The following is a 19099-nucleotide window of genomic DNA, read 5'->3' as shown; positions in this document are numbered from 1 at the left end:
GTCCCTTGTTCACGCCGTGACGCCGAGGCGCACGAGCGCGTCGGCGATCGACAGAACCTCACGCTCGCCGGTGGCGCGGCGCTTCAGCTCGACCTTGCCCTCGGCCAGCGACTTCGGGCCGCAGATCAGCTGCCAGGGCAGGCCGATCAGGTCCATGGTGGCGAATTTGGCGCCGGCGCGGGTGTCGGTGTCGTCGTAGAGCACCTCGACCCCGGCCTTGCCGAGCGTCGCGTAGAGTTCGGCGCAGGTCGCGTCGCAGGCGGCGTCGCCCGGCTTCATGTTGATCAGTCCGACCTGGAAGGGGGCGATCGCCTCCGGCCAGACGATGCCGGCGTCGTCGTGGCTCGCCTCGATCACGGCGGCGGCGAGGCGCGATACGCCGACGCCGTAGGAGCCCATGTGCACCGGACGCTCGACGCCGTCGGGGCCGGCGACCTTGGCGCCCATCGGCTCGGAATATTTCGTGCCGAAATAGAAGATGTGGCCGACCTCGATGCCGCGCGCGGTCACCTGCTTGTCGGCGGGGACGGCGGCGAAGGCGGCCTCGTCGTGCATCTCCTCGGTGGCGGCGTAGAGGCTCGTCCACTGATCGATGATCGGCTTCAGGTCACCCTGGAAGTCGGTGTCGGCGCCGGGGATCGGCAGATCGAGCAGGTCCTTGTGGCAGAAGACCTGGCTCTCGCCGGTGGAGGCGAGAACGATGAACTCGTGGGTCATGTCGCCGCCGATCGGGCCCGAATCGGCCTTCATCGGGATCGCCGTCAGGCCCATCCGCGCGTAGGTGCGCAGGTAGGCGACGAACATGCGGCGATAGGCCTCGGTGGCGCGCTCGTAGTCGAGATCGAAGGAATAGGCGTCCTTCATCAGGAACTCGCGACCACGCATCACGCCGAAGCGCGGACGCCGCTCGTCGCGGAACTTCCACTGGATGTTGTAGAGGTTGAGCGGCAGATCCTTGTAGGAGCGGACGTAGGAGCGGAAGACGTCGGTGACGACCTCCTCCGCCGTCGGCCCGTAGAGCATCTCGCGATCGAGGCGGTCGGTGATGCGCAGCATCTCCTGGCCGTAGTCCTCGTAGCGCCCGCTCTCCTTCCACAGCGCCGCCTGCTGGACGGTCGGCATCAGGATCTCGATGGCGCCGGCGCGATTCTGCTCCTCGCGGACGATCTTGCCGATCTTGTCGAGCACCCGCAGGCCCAGCGGCAGCCAGGTGTAGATGCCGGCGGCCTGCTGGCGGATCATGCCGGCGCGCAGCATCAGACGGTGGGAGACGATTTCCGCCTCGGCGGGGGTCTCCTTGAGGATCGGCAGGAAGTAACGCGAAAGACGCATGGGGAGAGGGCCTCGTGGAAGGCGCGGGAATCGGTCGCGGGGTCGTCGATCGACCTCGCCCGAGAATCCCGGCGAAATGAAGATCTCGTAGCGCACTTGGTGGACGAGGCGGGGGAAAAAGACAAGGGCGAGACTGGTTCGCTCCGGCGGCGGGGCAGGTCTTCCCCTCAGGCCTCCGGTTCGCCGGCGGGTCCGCGACCGGGACCCGGCACCAGCGTCATCACCTTCTCGAGCGTGTCGAGATCGAGCGCGGCCTCCGCCTTGAAGGCGCCGGCATAGGCGAGATGCTCCTCCTTCAGCTCGTAACAGGTGGCTCCGACGATATCCATCAGCACCGCGTCCATGCCGGCCTCACGGAAGGCGGCGTGACGTTTGAGGAAGAAATCCGAGCAGCACATGCCGAGATAGGAAGTGACGCCGCGCGCCCGCATCTCGGCGAGCGTCTGCGCGAGATGCTCGAAATCGAGGATGGTCGTCACCTCGAGACCGCGTTCGCGCGCCATCCGATAGGCGTCGCCGACGGCGCAATGGCCGCAGTCGATGCAGTCCGGGGTCGGGCGCAGGGCGCACCATGCGGGCTTGGCGCAATAGGGCACCAGCATCACACTCGCGCCCTCGAGGGCTTCCAGCGCGTCGCCGCCGGGGCCGGCGAGCATCACGCCGGAGGCGGCCGCGGCATCGAGGCCGATCGTCCCGGCGAGGCGCGCCTTCTCGCTCGCGCGGGCGGCGAGACGCACCAGATCGACCGCGCCGAAGCCGACGAAGACGTCGTCGGGACGCAGCGCCCGGGCCATCGCGACAGGCAGATCCGTCATCGCCTGCCCCCTGAGCACCTCTTGGACCCGTGCGGCGAGGTCGGCAGGCACGAAGGCGGCGTCGGTGGCGAAACGCGCGGTCGCGACCCGGCCGGAGGCGGCGGTCTCGAGGCGCAGGCGCAGAGTGGCGCGGGCGGTGCGATCGGCGACCTCGAGGCCGGTCGAAAGCACTGCCTCCCAAGGATCGGGGTCGGTCGGGGCGGAGCCGACGGGCGGCGCGAAGCGCGAGGGATCCGCCCATCTCGCCTCGGGCCATCGGGCCGCGACGGCGGCACTGAGGGCACCGGCGACGGCATCGGCGGCGGGCGGCGGCGACAGCCGTTCCGTCAGCGTCGCGACCCGTTCGCGGGCATGTTCGAGGCCGGTCACGGTCAGCTTCTCGGTCGGCACCAGCAGGGCGGAGAGCGCGGCGGTGACGTCGAAGGTCTCGAGCAGCGTGGCGAAGAGGATCGCCCGCCCCTCCTCCTCGGCGAGGAAGACCGAGGCGATCTTGGCGCCGCCCGACACCTGGAGATCGTTCGGCGCGACGAATCGGGCCTCGACACCGAGCCGGGCGAGTGCTGCGGCGAGGACCGCCCCGCCCTCGGCGAGGCGGGCGGCGGGATCGGGGCCGAGCCTCTCGGCAGGCATGACGAGGATGAGCGCCCATTGGCCGGGATCGATCCAGAGCGCGCCACCGCCGGTCGGACGACGCAGAATCGGGATGGCCCGCTCCCGGCACCAGGAGAGACGGACTTCGCGGGCGATCGCCTGATCCCGCCCCACCGCCACCACCGGCCGGGGGCGAAACAGCGCCGCGATCGGCCCGCCGTCGAGCACGACGGCCCGGCTCCAGGCGAAGACGGCGGCGAGGTCGACGGCCACGGGATCGCCCGCCTTTCCCGGCTCGCCCGGCGCCGTCGCGGGCGTCGTCTGGTGTCGCTCGGTCATCGCTTCGTCCCTCGCGCATTCGGCGATCGAGCTTCGCGGAGGATGGCCCCGCCGTCCATCCGGTCCTTTCGGGGGTGCCCCCTAAGCCATTCGTATTAGATACTATTCCATGTCTTCAATTGTTGCGACAACCGATTGAAATGTAACAATTATGCCGAAAGATCACGAAATGGGCAGCCCCTGCCTCGAAAGGTGACAAACCGATTTAGCTCGACTATGTTTCGTTGCATCAAAAGAGGGCGAGCAAAGACCGGAACGGCGTGCTCGAAGCCCCACTACCAATCGCGGTCTGAGTCTCGGGAGGAAGACCTCGGGCGCCCGATGCGGTCGCAACCGCCGGAGCAGCCGACCGTCACCCGCCATCGGGGGTGGGGACGGAAACAAGAGGTCCGCGCGAAACTGCAAAAGAAGCAAGGCTCCGAGGAGCCTTGCTTTTTTTATGGCCGAACCGGGCGCGCGCCTCCGCCGCCGTCACGGCGCGGTGGTGTTCAGAACCTCCCAGAGCGCCAACGGGGCGCCGCCCCAGTGCCAGAAGGAATATTCCTGGTATCCCCTCGCCTTCACCAGGGCGATGAAGGTCGCCGCGCGTTCGGCGCAGGCGCCGGCGGAACTGCACCCACCGTCCGGCCCGATCCAGCCGGCGCCGTCGCGGGCGAACGGGATGGTGGCGAGCCGAGCCACGCCGCCTTCGGCGGCGATCACGGGTCCCGATTTCCAGACGGACATGGACCGTCCGGGCATGACACGCCTCCCGGTTTCACACCACGAGACAGTTCTTCTTCCGATCATATCGATTGAAAATACCACCCGATTGAACGGATACGAAAAGCCCGGCGGTCGTGAGACCGCCGGGCGAAATCATGCCGTCGTGAAGGTGTCGGCTCAGCCGACGATCTCGAGACCGGAGAAGAAGAAGGCGATCTCCTCGGCCGCGGTCTCGGGAGCGTCGGAGCCGTGCACCGAGTTCTCGCCGATCGACAGGGCGAAGTCCTTGCGGATGGTGCCCTCGGCGGCGTTGGCCGGGTTGGTGGCGCCCATCACTTCGCGGTTCTTGAGGATGGCGCCCTCGCCTTCCAGAACCTGCGCGACGATCGGGCCGGAGGACATGAACTCGCAGAGCTCGCCGAAGAAGGGACGCTCCTTGTGGACGGCGTAGAAGGCCTCGGCCTGACGCAGCGACAACCACATGCGCTTCGAGGCGACCACGCGCAGACCGGCGGCCTCGAAGCGGGCCACGATCTGGCCGGTGAGGTTGCGCTTGGTCGCGTCGGGCTTGATCATCGAAAAGGTGCGTTCGATCGCCATCTCGGGGCTTCCTCTCGTCGGAATACGGAACGGAGCGGCCGAAGAACCGGCCGTTGCGGCGGCTTCTAGCACCATGGACGGCGCTCGCCAAGGCGAACGGCGACGAAAGTCGGCCGCGCCCCTCGCCAGCCCGGGCGACCGGAGGTCGCGGGCACTTCATACCAAAGGCCGGAGGTGCCGGCGCACCCGGCCTCTGAAGAAACGCGAATTTCTCATGTGCATCGGAGGCATGAGAAATTCGCGTCGGGAATACCATCGGTCCTCTTCGACGCCCGATGGTATCAGCCGCGCTCGGGTTCGTAGACGTAGCCGGCGCCGCGCACCGTGCGGATGAAGGTCGGCTCGCTCGGATTGACCTCGATCTTCTTGCGGATGCGGGCGATGCGCACGTCGATGGCGCGGTCGTAGGCCTCGGGATCACGGGCATTGGCGAGGTCGAGCAGCTGCTCGCGCGACAGAATCCGGCCGGGATGATCGACGAAGGCCTTGAGGAGCGCGAATTCGGAGGTCTGGAGCAGGCCCTCCTCGCCGGTCTCCTCGTCCTTCAGGCGCCGCGTCTCGAGATCGAGCAGGCGGCGGCCGAAGCGGACCGTGCGCACGACCGGCACCGGCGCCGGGGCGATCGAGGCGGAGAGCCGGGCGCGGCGCAGCACCGAGCGAATGCGGGCGACGAGTTCGCGCAGTTCGGCCGGCTTGGCGAGATAGTCGTCGGCACCGAGTTCCAGGCCGACGACGCGGTCGATGGCGCTCGCCGTCGAGGTCAGCATGATCACGGGGACGTGGGGGTGATGCTCCTTCAGGAAGCGGATCAGCGACAGGCCGTCCTCGCCGGGCATGTGCAGATCGAGCACGACGAGATCCGGCGTCGCGCGCGTCAGCGAGGCGCGCAGCGCGACGGCGCCGTCGAGCCGCAGCACCTCGAAGGCATGGAGTTCGAGATAGTCCGCGACGGTCTCGCGGGTGTGGAGGTCGTCGTCGACGACGGCGATACGGGTGCCTTCCATCATGCGCGGCCTCCCTCGTCGGCCGAGCCGGTCGGCGCTTCCGCGAGCAGGACGATCTGGAAGACCGTGCCGGGGCCGGGATCGGCGTTGAGGGCGCCGATGTGGCCGTCGTGCATCTCGACGATCTGCTTGGCGATCGACAGGCCGAGGCCGGTCGAATGCTCGCCGCCGGTCGGCTGCGCCGAGAGGCGCTGGAACTTGCCGAACAGCCGGTCGAAATCCTCAGGCGCCAGGCCCGGCCCCTGATCGCTCACCTCGAGGACGGCCCGCTCGCCGAGCGCGCGCACCGAGACGCCGACCGCGCCGCCCGGGGGACCGTATTTCAGGGCGTTGGAGACGACGTTCTCGACCGCCTCGCGCATGCGGTCCGGGTCGGCCCAGGCCGGAACCGTCTCGTCGGCGGTAAAGGTGACGGTCTGATCCTTGCGCTCGGCGATCGGCTTCATGTGGTCGAGGACGTCGTGCACCAGGGCGGCGAAATCGAGCACGGTCGGGCGGATGGTGATGTCGAGCGCGTCGGCGGTGGCCTGACCGACGAGGTCGCCGATCATGCGGGTCATGACCTTCGCGGGCGCGACCAGCTTCCGCAGTTGTTCCTCGAGGGTTACCGCAGGGGTCGTTCCACGCTGGATCAGTTCGGAGATGATCTCGGCCCGTCCGAGGATCGCGGCGAGGGGATTCTTCAGGTCGTGCGCGATCATGCCGAGCAGTTCGATCTTGAAGGCATTCGCCCGTCGCAGAATTTCCCGCTGATCCGACAGACGGCGATTCGCGTCCGTCAACTCCTCGGTGCGCTCGACGACGCGATGCTCCAGTTCGACGTTCAGCCCTTGGAGTTTCTCGTAGAGAAGAACGTTTTCGAAGGCCACGGAGAGTTTGCCGCAGAAGACCTCGACCAGCGCACGGTCGGTCGCGGAGAGATGTTTGGCGACGTCGAGGACGACGGCGATCTCGCGACCGCTGGCGGTGTGGATGTAGAGGACCGATCGGCGATCGAAGAAGCAGTGGCGCTTCTCGGCGAAGGCGACGTCGATCAGACGGCGGGTCTCCTCGTCGAGGTCGCGGCGGGCGATGGCGGCGTCGGTCACGGTCGAATAGACACCGGAGCCGGCGAGCACCGCCAGATCCTCCTCGCGGGCGGCGCCTGAGGTGTCGCGCACCACCAGCATGCCGGCGCATTCGACCTCGAGCAGCGAGGCGACCTGGACCAGGACGCCCTCGGCGAAACGGCGCATCGAGCGGGTGTCGAACAGAGCGGTGGCGGCGTCGATGATCATCTCGAGACCGCGCCGGCTCTCCTCGAGTCGCGCCAGTTGGACATGGGCGCGCAGCGCCGCCGTCAGCGCCGTGAAGAGCTTGTCGGCGGTGAGTTCGGTCTTCGCCTTGTAGTCGTTGATGTCGTATTCGACGATGACGCGGCGCTCGGGCGCCTGACCGGGCTGGCCCGTGCGCAGGATGATGCGGACCAGCTCGTTGCCGAGATCCTTGCGGATGAACTCGACCAGATCGAGCCCGGCGGTCTCGGTCTCCATGACGACGTCGAGCAGAATGACCGCCACGTCCGGATGGGCGCGCAGAAGGTCCCGGCCCTCGGCGGCCGACCGCGCGGCGACGATGTCGAGCCCTTGCCCGTTGAGCGTATAGTCGGCGAGAGCAAAACGGGTGCCGTCGTGAACCGCCTCGTCGTCGTCGATCACGGCGATCTTCCAGCGGCGGCGTTCGCTTTCGATCTCTTCGCTCGGTTCCTCCGCGAAGACGATCAGGTCGTCGTCGACCATCGGGCGTCGTACCCCTCCCCCTCGTCGCGCGGCGCGACCGGATCGTCCGGTGCCACGCGCGGCATCGTCATCTCGAAGCGGCAACCTTCGCCCGGCGCGGTGACGATTCGGATGCGCCCACCCATCCGATTGACCACCAGCGTCCGCACGATGTGCAGGCCCAGACCACTCCCCCCGCGTCCGCGCCGCGTGGTGAAGAACGGCTCGAAGGCGCGTCGCGCCGTCTCCGCGTCCATCCCCACGCCGTCGTCGGCGAAGGTGACCACGACACGATCCTCTCCCAGGGCTCGTGCCTCGATGGTCATGCCACCGGATCGACCCTCCGTAAAGGCATGTGTCAGAGCATTGACGAAGAGATTGGTGAGGATCTGCCCCCACGCTCCGGGGTAGCCCTCCATCGCCAGCCCCTCGGGCACCGCGACGTCGAGCCGATGCGGCGTCGCCCGGAGGCCCGGACGCAGGCTCGCGACGATCTGTTCGGTCGCCTCGGCGAGGTCGAAACCGCGCCGGTCGGGGTGGGTCCGATCGACCGCCACCTGTTTGAAGGCGAGCACGAGATCGGCGGCGCGGGTCAGATTGGCGACCAGTTGCTTGGAGGCGTCGGCGACGCCGGCGACGAAGTCGTCGAGCCGCGAGCGGCGCAGACCGCCGGCGGCGACCTCGGCGGCGAAGGCGCGGGCGCGGGCGTCCAGCGTCGAGGCGACGGTCAGGCCGATGCCGACGGGGTTGTTGACCTCGTGGGCGACGCCGGCCACCAGCCCGCCGATGGCGGCGAGCTTCTCCGCCTCGACCAATTCGTCCTGGGCGCGGGCGAGGCGGACGAGCGCCGCCTCGGCGCGGTCGCGCGCCTCGCCGACCGCCTCTTCGGCGCGGCGGCCCTCGGTGTCGTCGTAGAGCCACAGGATGTGGGCGGGGCGGCCGGCGAAGTCGATCGGGCGGATCTCGATCAGCGCCCACCAGGAGGCGCCGTCGGGGCGGCGCAGTTCGGCCGCCCAGGCGGTGACTCCGTCGCGACGGGCGACCGCGGCCGCCAGCGTGCCGGCTTGGGCGGGGTCGACGAAGCGGTCGGCGAGATCGTTGCCGGTCTCCACGGCGTCGTCGCGCGCCGCCGGCAGCAGGTCGCGCCAGCGCCGATTGGCGAAGATCAGCCGCCCGGTCTCGGCGGAGAGGATGGCGATGGCGATCGGGCTGGTCTCGAGGATCGACAGCCACCGCCGTTCCTGAATGTCGTGATCCTCCTCGCGGCGGCGGCGGTCGGCGACCTCGCGCCGGAAGACCTCGAGCGCGCGGGCGGCATCGCCGATCTCGTCGGGCGCGTCGAGCGAGGGCACCGGACGATCGTGGAGCCCGCCGACGACGGCGCGCAGCGCGACCGTCTGCTCGGCGAGTGGGCAGGAGATCGAACGGGCGACCCGGCCGACGACCCAGAGCGCGAACGCCAGCGACAGGGCGACGACGGCGACGAGGCGCCACGTGAGGCCGACCAGCAGGGCCTCGAAATGATCGAGCGCGGCCTTCTCGCGACCGCGCTGGCGATCGAGCAGGCGGGTCAGCGCCTCGGTCATGGTGTCGCGATTGCCGTCGACGTAGCCGGAGAGCCACAACGACTTGCGCCAGGAGATCGCCACCAGTCGTTGGAGGAGCTCGTCGAGGGCGGCGAGATGGGGCGCGAACATCTCGACCGCGTAGCCGCGGCTGTCGGGTGCGGGGCTGCGGCCGATGGCGACGATGGCGGCCTCGAAGTCGTCGCGGGCCTGCCGCGCCTCGCCGATCTGGTCGACGTTGCGGTCACGGCGATAGGCGCCGAGGTGGATCTGCAGCGCGGCGAAGCGGTCGTAGGCGCGCGCGACCAGCGGGCGCAGCTCGACGTCGCCGGGGCGGATCGCCAGATCGAGCGCGTCGAGCCGGCGGCGGATCGCGGCGATCAGATCGGCGAAGTCGCCGTCGTAGAGCAGGGCGACGTCGATCTCGAGACCGCGCAGGTCGTCGAAGCCGATCAGGTAGCGGCGCGCGGCCGAGGAGAAGTCCTCCACGTCCTCCGAATCGGAGGGTTCGGCGCCGTCGCGCACCCGCCACAACTCGCCGGTGAAGGACGACTTCATCGTCTCCACTTCGGCGCGGCGGGTCTCGTCGGGGCTGTCGAGGAACGACTTGACCTCGCGATTGAGGCGCGAGGTCGCCAGTTCCAGCGCCACCAGCTGATCGCGGCGATCGTTGACCCGGCGCATGTCGGCCCAGGACGAGCGCAATTCGCCGCCGCTCGCCCACAGGAGCCCGATCAGCACCAAAGCCCCGAGCGAGGAGGCGATCACCGGGAGGCCGACGCGGACCGCGACCTTCAGGCGGCGCAGGTCGAGGCGCGAGACGCCGGGCGGGCGCTCGCTGCCCGCCTGCGGCGCATCGTTCCAGGCCGGTTCGCGCTCGCTCATGCCGCCCTCTCCCGGTCAGCCGCCTCAGCGATCGCGGAAGGCGCGGAAGCCGATGTCGGGGGCGGAGGTGTTGTGGGTCGACGGCACGGTCCGGGTGAAGGCGACGTCGGCGGCCTTGCCGTCCTTCCAATCGACCACCACCGAGGAGGTCGGGGCGGCGCCGGGGGTCGGGCGGACCACGATCTCGGCGGTGTCGGCGTTGCCGGGCGCGACATACATCGAGCGCAGGGCCGCGAAGGGCAGCTTCGAGAGATCGACCCCGTCGAAGGCGACGTCGACGGCGGCTTTGCCGACGTCGATGGTCTTCAGCGCCACCGTCGCCTTGCCGCCCTTGGCGAAGTCGATGGTGAAGGTGACCGTCTCGGGGTCGAAGGAGACCGCCTTGTAGGCGACGAAGGGCCGGGTGCTCTCCTCGACCGGGCCGAACAGGAAGGACGAGCCGTAGGCGACCTCGCGCATGCGGAAGGGCGGCAGCGCCTTCAGGCGCCAATAGCCGTCCTGCGGGTAGAAGACCAGGAACTCGACCGGGCCGGCCGGGGTCTTGCGCCACAGCTGGACGAGGTGGAGGAAGTTCTGCGTGAGTTTGCCGACGGTCACCGGGACCACCGTCGGGCGCCAGAAGTCGGGATAGACGACGCCCTTCAGGACGTATTCGTCGTCTTCCCACAGAACCGCGGTCGGGGGCGTGTAGTGGGCGCCGTCGGCACCGCCGGAATGGCCGAAGGTGCAGCCGGAGAAGTCGGGCGCGTGACGATCGCGCACGATCGTGTCGACATAGGCCGGGGTCTCGGCGGTGATGGTGAAGGCGGCGACCTTCGGCGAGGTCAACGTGTAATAGACGTTGTCCTCCTCGGCGCATTTGGTGACGTAGGACTTGTTGTGGACGTCGACCGCGATCGGCTCGGCGACGGCCGGGGCGAGGCCGATCGTCGCGAGAAGGGCCGTGGCGGCGAGAGCGGCGCGGGCGCCGAAGCGGTCGAGGAACATGCGATTGCGTCTCCCGAGAAATGAGAAGGCGCCGGCCCCATGTGGGCGGCGGTTCTTCGGTTCGGTGGTAGCCGTCGTACACGCTCGCGGCAAGAGGATGGCGGAGCGCGTCTCGTCGCGGCCCCGAGCCGGCTTGACGCGCGGCGCGGAATGACCACATGCCATGCCACTTCCCCGCCGAGCGACGAGAGCGATCGTGAGCGACACCGCACCCCTGCCCCCGCCCCGACCGACGCTCTGGCGACGCGGATTGCGTGCGGCGCTGCGCCTGCCGGCCCTGGTTCTGGTGGCGATCTACTTCCTGATCGACGACGTCGTTCTGGCGGCGTTCCGGCCGCTCGTCGCCTGGGCCTCGGGGCTACGCCTCTTCCTGCGCTTCGCCGTCTTTCTCAGGCGGCTGCCGCCCTACCCGACGCTGGTGCTGTTCCTGGTGCCGTTCGCGGTGCTGGAGCCGTTCAAGATCGTCGGCCTGTGGCTGATGGCGACCGGCCGCTTCACCCCCGGCCTGATCACGCTCGCGGTGGCGCACATTCTGTCGATCGTGCTGGTGGAACGGCTGTTTCACGCCACCCGCGACAAGCTCCTGACGATCCCCTGGTTCGCCTGGGGCTACGTCCGGGTGATGCGGCTCTACGACTGGTCGCTCGGCCGGCTGAGGGCGACCGAGGCGTGGCGGCGAGCGGAACGAGCGCTTCGCGCGATCCGCGCCGGACTGCGCGCGGCGATCGAGCGGGCGCGCGGCTCGGCCGTGTTCGTGTGGGCGCGGCGGCGCATCGGGGCCGTCCGCCCCTGGATCCTACGGCTCGGCGCGCGGCTTCGGCGGCGGACATGAGTCGGCCGGATCACTCCACCGGCGCGGTCGGCTCGTGGCCGCGCAAGGGGCGCTCCTCGAGGAAGCACAGCAGCACGAAGCCGACGACCTGACCGGCGACGACCGCCAGGAACAGCCAACGGAAGGCGCCCGCGGCGGTCGGATCGACATGGCCGGGGTGGCTCATCCCCTCGCCGACGCCGGCGATCCCGCCGGCCGCGAGAACCGCGCCGAGCACGGTGACCGACACGACCGAGCCGAGCGAGCGCATGAAGGCGAGCGTGCCCATGGCGGTGCCGAGATCGCGGCGGAGCACGGCGTTCTGCACCGCCACGGTCCCGATCGGGAAGACCGTGCCGGTGCCGAGGCCGACGACGGCGAGGACCGCCTCGACGCCCCAGAAGCCGAGATCGGCGGCGAAGACGGCCAGCACGACCGTCGCGACGATCGCCAGCCCCGAGCCGCCCAGGACGAAGCGGCGGTAGTGGACGATGTGCGCCATGGCGCGGCCGGCGAGATTGGCGCCGGTGACGGTGCCGAGGGTCAGCGCCAGGAGGCCGAAACCGGCCGAGGCGGGATGCAGGCCCGCGACGAGTTCGAACCACAGCGGCATGTAGACCGAGAGGCCGACATAGGCGCCCATCGAGAAGAACAGCGCCGAGACCACCACCGAGATCACCGGATTGCGCAGGATCTCGAGCGGGACCAGCGCCTCCTCGGTGCGGGCGATGTGGCGGGCGAAGAAGAGCCCGAGCGCCAGCGACAGCGCGAAGAGGCCGAGGATCTCGGCCGAGCCCCAGGCGAAGCGATTGCCGCCCCAGGTCAGCGCCAGCATGAAGGCGATGGTGGCGGCGACGATCGACACCGCGCCGACGAGGTCGAGCCGGGCGGGACGGGTGACGTCGGGAATGCGGCGCAGCGAGCGGTGGATCATCACGAAGGCGATCGCGGCGAGCGGCAGGTTGATCCAGAAGATCATCGACCAGTGCATGTGCTCGGCGAAGACGCCACCGGCGAGCGGGCCGCCGATCGAGGCGACCGCCCAGACGGTGGAGATGTAGACCATGTATTTGGCCCGCTCCTGCGGCGGCACCACGTCCCCGATGATGGTCTGGACCAGGCTGACCAGTCCGCCGCCGCCGAGCCCCTGGACGGCGCGGCCGAGGATCAGGATCGGCATCGACGGCGCGAGGGCGCAGATCACCGAGCCGAGGGTGAAGATCGCCACCGCGCCGTAGAGGGTCGGGCGGCGCCCCTGGAGATCGGCGAGCTTGCCGTAGAGCGGCGTCACCGCCGTGGAGGTGAGGAAATAGGCCGAAACCACCCAGGCCAGCCAATCGACGTCGCCGAGCGCCGCGCCGATGGTCGGCAGCGCCGGCGAGACGATGGTCTGATCGAGCGCCGCCAGCAGCAGCACCATCAGGGCACCGACGACGACGGCGAGACGTTCGCTCTCGGCGAGCAGGGCGTTGGGTTGCATCGATACGATCCGGACGAGGGTCTCGCCGGCGTCCGCGACGAGCGGGCGGCGAGAGCGCGGGAGGGCGGAGGGGGAGACGACGGCGAGCGGGAGCGACGCGGCCCGGATCGGGGCCGGACGACGTCGAAACGTCAGCTTACGTCAGACCAGATCGTATTCCTACGGACGCGAGAGCGGGGAAGGCATGCGTTTCCGGCGCCGTGCGCCGCCATCCTCCCCAAGCGCCGACGGGCGAGCCCCGGGCGGGACGGGAAGCGGGGGATCGAGCGCGCCCGATCCCCCATCCGTGCGACGCCGAGAGCGAGAGCACAGTCCCAGCGCCCACCGAACCGGAGCCTCCGGTTCGTGATCGCTGATGAATGCCATAATTCGTCAGTCGTCGCAAGTCGGCGAGCGAGGCAATCGGACGAGACGCGACGGTCACGGGCGACGACGCGGCGAGGCGCGCGCCCCTGCTTCCCGCGAGGCGGCTCTGCATCATTCGAACAGAGTGCGGCTCTGGAATTCCGACGAGACGTCTTCCGCCGTATTTGCGCTTCGCGCGCTCCCTCATCCGGCCCTGCGGGCCACCTTCTCCCGCGAGGGGAGAAGGAAGAGGGCGCCTCCGGGCGCCTCCCCCGTGCCTCAGCCGCGCCGGGCGTCGGCGAGGGCGCCGGGCAGCGCCTCGGCGAAGAGGTCGAGATCGGCGTCGGCGCCGGCGGAGACGCGGATGCAGCGATCCATCGGCGCCTGCCAGGGCTTGCGCACGAAGAGATCGCGCTCGATCAGACCGTCGAGCACCGCCTTGGCGAAGACGACGTCGCGGCCGCAGTCGATGGTGAGGAAATTCGTGGCCGAGGGCAGTGCGACGAGGCCGTTGTCGGCGGCGATCGCGGCCATGCGCGCCTTGGAGCGGTTCACCTTCTCCACCACGCCGGCGAGCCATTCCTGATCGGCGAGCGCCGCCAGTGCCCCGGCCTGGGCGACGATGCCGACGCCGAAATGGTTGCGGATCTTGTCGAAGGCGGAGGTGATCTCGGGCGCGCCGATGCCGTAGGCGACGCGGATGCCGGCGAGCCCATGCGCCTTGGAGAAGGTGCGGAAGCGCAAGCAGCGCGGATCGTTCGGGTCGACCGTCGGCAGCACGCCGGCGGGGGCGAACTCGCCATAGGCCTCGTCGAGGATCATGAGAGACCCCTCCGGCACGCGGGCGATCGCCGCCTCGACGTCGGCGGCGCCCCACCACGAGGCCATCGGGTTGTCCGGATTGGCGACATAGACCAGTGGCGCGTTCTCGCGGATGGTCGCCTCGATCAGGCCGGGCAAGTTCTCGCGGTCGTCCACATAGGGCACCCGAACGAAGCGGCCGCCGAAACCGGCGACGTGATAATCGAAGGTCGGGTAGCCGCCGAGCGAGGTCACGACCGGGGTGCCCTCTTCGACGAAGAGGCGCACCGTCATGCCGAGCAGATCGTCGATGCCCTCGCCGACGACGATGTTCTCCGGCCGCACGCCGTGGTGGGCGGCGAGCGCGGCCTTCATGTCGTGGAGCTCGGGATCGCCGTAGAGCCAGGCATCGCTCGCGGCGCGCCCCATCGCCTCGATCGCCTTCGGCGAGGGCCCGAACACGCTCTCGTTGGCGCCGATCCGCGCGCGGAAGAGCCGCCCGCGCCGTCGCTCGATCGTTTCGGCGCCGACGAAGGGCACCGTCGAGGGGAGCGAAGCCATCAGCGGCGTGAAGCGGGGAGCGATCGATGTGGGCTGCGACATGAGCGGAAATCCTCGAGACGTCTTCGTCATCTATCGATCGTGACGGGTGTCTGTCGAGAGGATCGGCGCAAATGCCTTGATCCGAACACGAAGATCGCTCATAGAGAGGCCTGCGACGCCGCACTGCGAAAGGCCGATGAGCTTTTCGGGCGGAGGTTTCGAAGACGCGTGACGAACGCACGCACGAGAACCGAACCGGGAGCCATAGCTCTCTTCGGCTCGCGCATTCCGCGTTCCCTTCGATCCGTTCGATCGCTTCTCACCCGACAGGACCCATTCACGCGGGGATCGTCATTCGATCCCGACGCAGGCCCGTCCTCTTCACAGAGGGCGTGCGGCAGGGTTCCGTTCGCACACGAAAGAATACCCTTTGACCCAATTCTCCGACTTCGGTCTCGCCGATCCGATCATGAAGGCGCTCGACCGCGCGGGCTACACCACGCCGACGCCGATCCAGGCGCAGGCGATCCCGCATCTGATGCAGGGCCGCGATCTTCTCGGCATCGCCCAGACCGGCACCGGCAAGACGGCCGCCTTCGCGCTGCCGCTGATCCACCGCCTCACCACCGACCGCAAGCGCCCCGCCCCGCATTCGTGCCGGACGCTGGTGCTGGCGCCGACCCGCGAGCTCGCCTCGCAGATCGCCGAGAGCTTCGTCACCTATTCGGGCGACCTCCAACTCAACGTCCAGGTCGTCTTCGGCGGCGTGCCGATCGGCCGCCAGGAGCGCGCGCTGTTCCGTGGCGTCGACGTCCTCGTCGCCACCCCCGGCCGTCTGCTCGATCTGATCGATCGCGGCTCGTGCCGGCTCGACATGGTCGAGGCGCTGGTGCTCGACGAGGCCGACCAGATGCTCGACCTCGGCTTCATCCACGCGCTGAAGCGCATCGCCAAGTTGGTTCCGGCCAAGCGCCACACGCTGTTCTTTTCGGCGACCATGCCGAAGACGATCGCGACGCTCGCCGACGGCTATCTGACCGACCCGATCAAGGTCGCGGTCGCGCCGGTCGCCGCCACCGCCGACCGCGTCACCCAGCACGTCATGCATTGCGAGACGCGGCTCAAGCAGGCCCTGCTCGAGCATCTTCTCGCCGACCCGAAGTTCGATCGCGTGATCGTCTTCACCCGCACCAAGCACGGCGCCGACCGCGTCGTGAAGAACCTCGACCGCGCCGGCATCGTCTCGGCGGCGATCCACGGCAACAAGAGCCAGCCGCAGCGCGAGCGGGCGCTGGCCGCCTTCCGTGACGGTCAGATCGGCGTGCTCGTCGCCACCGACATCGCGGCGCGCGGCATCGACATCGACGGCGTCTCCCACGTCGTCAATTTCGAGCTGCCGAACGTGCCGGAGAGCTACGTTCACCGCATCGGCCGCACCGCGCGCGCCGGCGCCGACGGCTCGGCCGTCTCGTTCTGCAATCGCGAGGAGCAGGCCTATCTCAAGGCCATCGAACGGCTGACCCGCCGCACGATCCCGCAGATCGCGGTGCCGAAGTCGATCCATACCCGCGCCGACGAGATCGCCAAGATCTCCAAGGAATCGAACGACGACATCATCCGCGATCGCGAGCCGCGCCATCACGCCGGCCGTCCCAACGACGGACGTCGTGGCGGCGAGAAGCACGGCTATGGCGAGAAGAACCAGCCGCGCGCCCAGGGCCCGCGCGGCAATCGCGGTCCGCGCGAGGAGTTCCGCGCCCGCGACGAGGCCCCTGCCCCTGCCCCGTCTGCGGCCGCCAAGCCGATGCGCGATACCCGTCACGGTGAGCGGGTCGGTGGACGTCCGGTCCGCGACGAGACCGCGCCGCGCAATCACGCCCCGCGCGGCGAGGATCCCCGCTTCGACCGCGGCTCCGAGGCGCCGCGTTCGCGCGCCGTCCAGGGCGGTCCGGCTCGAGGCGAAGGCGGCCCCGGCCGTGGTCCGCGCGGTCCCGGAGGCCCGGGTCGTGGGCGCGGTCCGCGTCGCGACGGCTGATCGAGCGCCTTTTCCTTCACGAATCGAAGACGGCCCCGGAGCGATCCGGGGCCGTCTTCGTTTCGAACGATGCCTTCGACGTCGGACGAGGAGCGGCCGGCGCCGTCAGCGTCCGGAGAGGAACGGCAGCTTGACCGGCACCCGCCACACCGCCGCCGGCGGCTCCGGCCCCCACCGATTGGCCGGAGCCACCGTCACGGCGGGCTCGCGGCGCGGCCGGGCGAAGATCAGGCACCAATAGACGTCGCCGGGCTTCCTGGGGTTTTCCGCCGAGGCGATGCCCATGCGGGTCATGTCGGCGTCCTTGAGGCCGCGATCATGGGCGGGCGAGTTCTTCCAGCCCTGGATGGTCTGTTGGATCGTGCGGTAGCCCTGACCGAGGTTTTCACCTGCGGTCTCATAGGCATATCCGCCGGCCTTCAAGCGCTTTTCCAAGCCGCCCCAGGGTTCCAGCTCGTGCGACATGCGCCCGGCCTCGGCGAGTTTGCCGGCATAGTCGCGGGCGAGCCGGGTCAATTCGCCGTCGAGGGCGAGCGGAGCGACGCCGTTCTGCGCGCGGTATTCGTTGATGAGGCGCAGGGCAAGCGCCGGATCGACCGGGACGTAGCGGACGTCGTCGATCATCTCCTGGTGCATGGGCCCGCGCGCGCAGGCCGCGAGCGCCGCCGGAAGGATGAGAGCGAGAACGGCGCGGCGCGAGGGCGAAGACGCCGTCTCGCGAGACGAAGGGAACATCGGGGCGTCCTTGCGTGCGGCCGGTCGGTGCCGGCGTCGTGGTGTCGAAAACAGCGCTGCGGCGGCGGTCGCTCGGGCGGAGCGCGGCGCCGGCCGGGTGACATCGTCGTGGCGTCGGGTGTGTCGATGCAAGGCTTTGTCGCGGGAAGACGACTTTTTCCGGGCGAGCGCGAGATCGGGCGGCTGGAACGCCCGCTGCCATGCTCGCGATGGGCTCCGCTCAAGCCGCGCGCCGAGACGCGAGACCAGGGCCGGAGTTTCGAATTGGACGTGGGCGCCGATTCGCCGAGCGCCCTCCCCGCCTCTGCCGCGACGGGCGCTCGGCCGGTGGTGAGGCGGCGTTCGCGCCGGTCGCGGGTGTCGGAGACGGGTCGTCGGCGGGTTTGTCGGGCGGGGAAACCGGCAATCCCCCGGCGGACGACGCGAACGCCTTGAAATCGGCCCGCGCCTCGGGCATAGAGAGCGCGCCGGAGACGTGGCCGAGAGGCTGAAGGCACTCGTTTGCTAAATGAGCGTACCCCCAAAAGGGTACCGAGGGTTCGAATCCCTCCGTCTCCGCCACTTCCCATTGATTTAATTAGGAAATTTATATTTCCGAAAATCTACTAACGGTCTACTGCCGGAATTCGGGTGGTGCTGATGGGCTCATGCGGGCGTCAGGTGCGCCACGCGCATCTCTATATTGGCTATGGCGTCCTTGGAGGCATCACCGCTGCATCCAGTCGTCGGTGAATTTGCGAAACGATGGTGAGAAAATCCTCGGCTTCATCACGTGTGACTGTCCTATGAATTCGAGGTTCGTGAGCGGTTGGGTTCCTAAACATACTGAACACGCCCTTTATAAGCATTGCGAACCCCTTCTGCTCACTTTGCTCTGTTGTCGTGTTATATGGATTGACGATCAACAATGGCGTCTTTCCGAGAAGAACAAAGTCGACAAGTTCGCTACCGTCTCTATCAACGCCAGTTCTCGCTCTTAGCTTATCCGCGGCACTCTTGGCGGCCTCTAAAACAGCGTGAAAATAGTCGTCAGCGATTAGCTCTGCTTTACAAAACAGTAAAACATCTGGATGTACACGGCGGGTAACAAGATCCGCACGCAATTCATCGGCCCGGCGCTGTGCCTCGGTCAAAGTTGATGCAGATTCCGCCGTTTCTAAGTTGCCATCTGCTTTGACCGCCAAGCCAACAAAACTAAGCGCCCCATTAAGTCGGGTTCGAAGTGGTTCGTACCGGTATGAATCGCGTAAGAAACGCTCTGGCTTCATCGCTTTACGTATGAATGCGAGAATCTCTGTTCGGTTTTGGTCATTGTTCTGCCGCTCAACAAAGGCATTGAAGAGCCGATGACGCTTGGCGAGTGTCGCAGAGGGGTCATTCACACGAATGGACGCCAGTAAATCCCCAATTTCAGAGCCGGCCAAGCCTTCGTCGGTATCACCAAGGGCGTCCGCAATTGCTTGAATCTGTTCCCGAGTGAACATTGCCATTGCGTAGCCTAACCTTTGACGAATCGCTTTGCTTTTTCAATGTAGCCAACTGCGACGACTTCGCCAGTAGATGCGGCACGGCTTCAATATCCCTGATTGAAAAAAAGGCGGTGGATCGGAGCGCATACGATCCACCGCCACGGCCAAGACAGGTGACGTGCTCCCCGTCATTCCGGCCACGGATAAGTTTGGTCCTTCACCAGGAGCAGGACCATGCGGCGCAGCCGTTTCAGTGAAGAGCAGATCATCGGCGTGTTGAGGGAGCACGAGGCCGGCATG

Annotated in this window: 14 protein-coding genes and 1 tRNA gene; 3 read left to right on the top strand and 12 right to left on the bottom strand. The window is 68.4% G+C overall.

Annotation, left to right across the window (positions count from 1 at the left end; translation table 11 throughout):
- Positions 1-9 precede the first annotated feature (9 nt).
- The 8 genes from proS to J3S89_RS18530 all read right to left on the bottom strand — a co-directional run bounded on the left by proS (position 10) and on the right by J3S89_RS18530 (position 10580).
- Entirely contained in the window at positions 10-1332 is a 1323-nt protein-coding gene (gene proS / locus J3S89_RS18565; protein WP_217929415.1) for a proline--tRNA ligase, read from the bottom strand.
- Positions 1333-1499: 167 nt separating this feature from the next.
- The gene (locus tag J3S89_RS23425) at positions 1500-3077 is read right to left on the bottom strand and encodes a lipoyl protein ligase domain-containing protein (protein WP_217929414.1); all 1578 of its coding nucleotides are present in this window, start codon (positions 3075-3077) and stop codon (positions 1500-1502) included.
- Between the two features lie 471 nt (positions 3078-3548).
- Positions 3549-3818, bottom strand: coding sequence for a hypothetical protein (locus tag J3S89_RS18555; RefSeq protein ID WP_217929413.1), 270 nt, complete (start codon positions 3816-3818; stop codon positions 3549-3551).
- Between the two features lie 141 nt (positions 3819-3959).
- The gene (gene ndk, locus J3S89_RS18550; protein ID WP_217929412.1) at positions 3960-4382 is read right to left on the bottom strand and encodes a nucleoside-diphosphate kinase; all 423 of its coding nucleotides are present in this window, start codon (positions 4380-4382) and stop codon (positions 3960-3962) included.
- Positions 4383-4663: 281 nt separating this feature from the next.
- A complete protein-coding gene (locus tag J3S89_RS18545) occupies positions 4664-5389 on the bottom strand; it encodes a response regulator (protein WP_420801287.1) in 726 nt (241 codons plus the stop codon).
- On the bottom strand, positions 5386-7164 hold the full coding sequence (locus tag J3S89_RS18540) for an ATP-binding response regulator (protein WP_217929411.1): 1779 nt from the start codon (positions 7162-7164) through the stop codon (positions 5386-5388). The genes J3S89_RS18545 and J3S89_RS18540 overlap by 4 nt, the downstream gene beginning before the upstream one ends.
- A complete protein-coding gene (locus tag J3S89_RS18535) occupies positions 7146-9593 on the bottom strand; it encodes a sensor histidine kinase (protein WP_230488904.1) in 2448 nt (815 codons plus the stop codon). The genes J3S89_RS18540 and J3S89_RS18535 overlap by 19 nt, the downstream gene beginning before the upstream one ends.
- Positions 9594-9617: 24 nt before the next feature.
- Positions 9618-10580 carry a hypothetical protein gene (locus tag J3S89_RS18530; RefSeq protein ID WP_217929410.1) on the bottom strand — a complete coding sequence of 321 codons (963 nt, stop codon included), beginning with the start codon at positions 10578-10580 and terminating at the stop codon, positions 9618-9620.
- A 196-nt stretch (positions 10581-10776) separates the two neighbouring features.
- Between J3S89_RS18530 and J3S89_RS18525 the strand changes: the two genes are divergently transcribed.
- Entirely contained in the window at positions 10777-11412 is a 636-nt protein-coding gene (locus tag J3S89_RS18525) for a hypothetical protein (protein ID WP_217929409.1), read from the top strand.
- Between the two features lie 10 nt (positions 11413-11422).
- Here the strand turns inward: J3S89_RS18525 and J3S89_RS18520 are convergent, their stop codons facing one another.
- On the bottom strand, positions 11423-12871 hold the full coding sequence (locus J3S89_RS18520; protein WP_217929408.1) for an MDR family MFS transporter: 1449 nt from the start codon (positions 12869-12871) through the stop codon (positions 11423-11425).
- 624 nt (positions 12872-13495) lie between these two features.
- Positions 13496-14620, bottom strand: a complete 1125-nt coding sequence (locus J3S89_RS18515; RefSeq protein WP_217929406.1) for a pyridoxal phosphate-dependent aminotransferase — start codon at positions 14618-14620, stop codon at positions 13496-13498.
- A gap of 370 nt (positions 14621-14990) precedes the next feature.
- Between J3S89_RS18515 and J3S89_RS18510 the strand changes: the two genes are divergently transcribed.
- Positions 14991-16595, top strand: coding sequence for a DEAD/DEAH box helicase (locus J3S89_RS18510; RefSeq protein WP_217929404.1), 1605 nt, complete (start codon positions 14991-14993; stop codon positions 16593-16595).
- A gap of 105 nt (positions 16596-16700) precedes the next feature.
- Here J3S89_RS18510 and J3S89_RS18505 read toward each other — a convergent pair whose 3' ends face one another.
- Positions 16701-17330, bottom strand: coding sequence for a CAP domain-containing protein (locus tag J3S89_RS18505; protein ID WP_217929403.1), 630 nt, complete (start codon positions 17328-17330; stop codon positions 16701-16703).
- Positions 17331-17799: 469 nt separating this feature from the next.
- On the opposite strand from J3S89_RS18505, the gene J3S89_RS18500 reads away from it, so the two are divergent.
- A tRNA-Ser gene (locus J3S89_RS18500) sits at positions 17800-17891 on the top strand.
- Positions 17892-18016: 125 nt separating this feature from the next.
- On the opposite strand, the gene J3S89_RS18495 is transcribed toward J3S89_RS18500, so the two are convergent.
- Complete coding sequence (locus J3S89_RS18495) at positions 18017-18820, bottom strand: TIGR02391 family protein (protein ID WP_217929401.1); 804 nt, start codon at positions 18818-18820, stop codon at positions 18017-18019.
- Between the last annotated feature and the right edge of the window lie 279 nt (positions 18821-19099).

Origin of the sequence: Pinisolibacter aquiterrae (assembly GCF_019160155.1) — a bacterium.
Classification (GTDB): Bacteria; Pseudomonadota; Alphaproteobacteria; order Rhizobiales; family Ancalomicrobiaceae; genus Pinisolibacter; species Pinisolibacter aquiterrae.
Note: the sequence above shows the minus strand (reverse complement) of the source record. Positions and strands in the feature narration are given on the sequence as shown.

Bases quoted from the DNA above. Each gene is read 5' to 3' on its own strand.
- J3S89_RS18520 (WP_217929408.1), bottom strand. From the start codon at position 12,871: ATGCAACCCAACGCCCTGCTCGCCGAGAGCGAACGTCTCGCCGTCGTC.
- J3S89_RS18505 (WP_217929403.1), bottom strand. From the start codon at position 17,330: ATGTTCCCTTCGTCTCGCGAGACGGCGTCTTCGCCCTCGCGCCGCGCC.
- J3S89_RS18535 (WP_230488904.1), bottom strand. From the start codon at position 9,593: ATGAGCGAGCGCGAACCGGCCTGGAACGATGCGCCGCAGGCGGGCAGC.
- J3S89_RS18530 (WP_217929410.1), bottom strand. From the start codon at position 10,580: ATGTTCCTCGACCGCTTCGGCGCCCGCGCCGCTCTCGCCGCCACGGCC.
- J3S89_RS18540 (WP_217929411.1), bottom strand. From the start codon at position 7,164: ATGGTCGACGACGACCTGATCGTCTTCGCGGAGGAACCGAGCGAAGAG.
- ndk (WP_217929412.1), bottom strand. From the start codon at position 4,382: ATGGCGATCGAACGCACCTTTTCGATGATCAAGCCCGACGCGACCAAG.
- J3S89_RS23425 (WP_217929414.1), bottom strand. From the start codon at position 3,077: ATGACCGAGCGACACCAGACGACGCCCGCGACGGCGCCGGGCGAGCCG.
- J3S89_RS18495 (WP_217929401.1), bottom strand. From the start codon at position 18,820: ATGGCAATGTTCACTCGGGAACAGATTCAAGCAATTGCGGACGCCCTT.
- J3S89_RS18515 (WP_217929406.1), bottom strand. From the start codon at position 14,620: ATGTCGCAGCCCACATCGATCGCTCCCCGCTTCACGCCGCTGATGGCT.
- J3S89_RS18545 (WP_420801287.1), bottom strand. From the start codon at position 5,389: ATGATGGAAGGCACCCGTATCGCCGTCGTCGACGACGACCTCCACACC.
- J3S89_RS18555 (WP_217929413.1), bottom strand. From the start codon at position 3,818: ATGCCCGGACGGTCCATGTCCGTCTGGAAATCGGGACCCGTGATCGCC.
- proS (WP_217929415.1), bottom strand. From the start codon at position 1,332: ATGCGTCTTTCGCGTTACTTCCTGCCGATCCTCAAGGAGACCCCCGCC.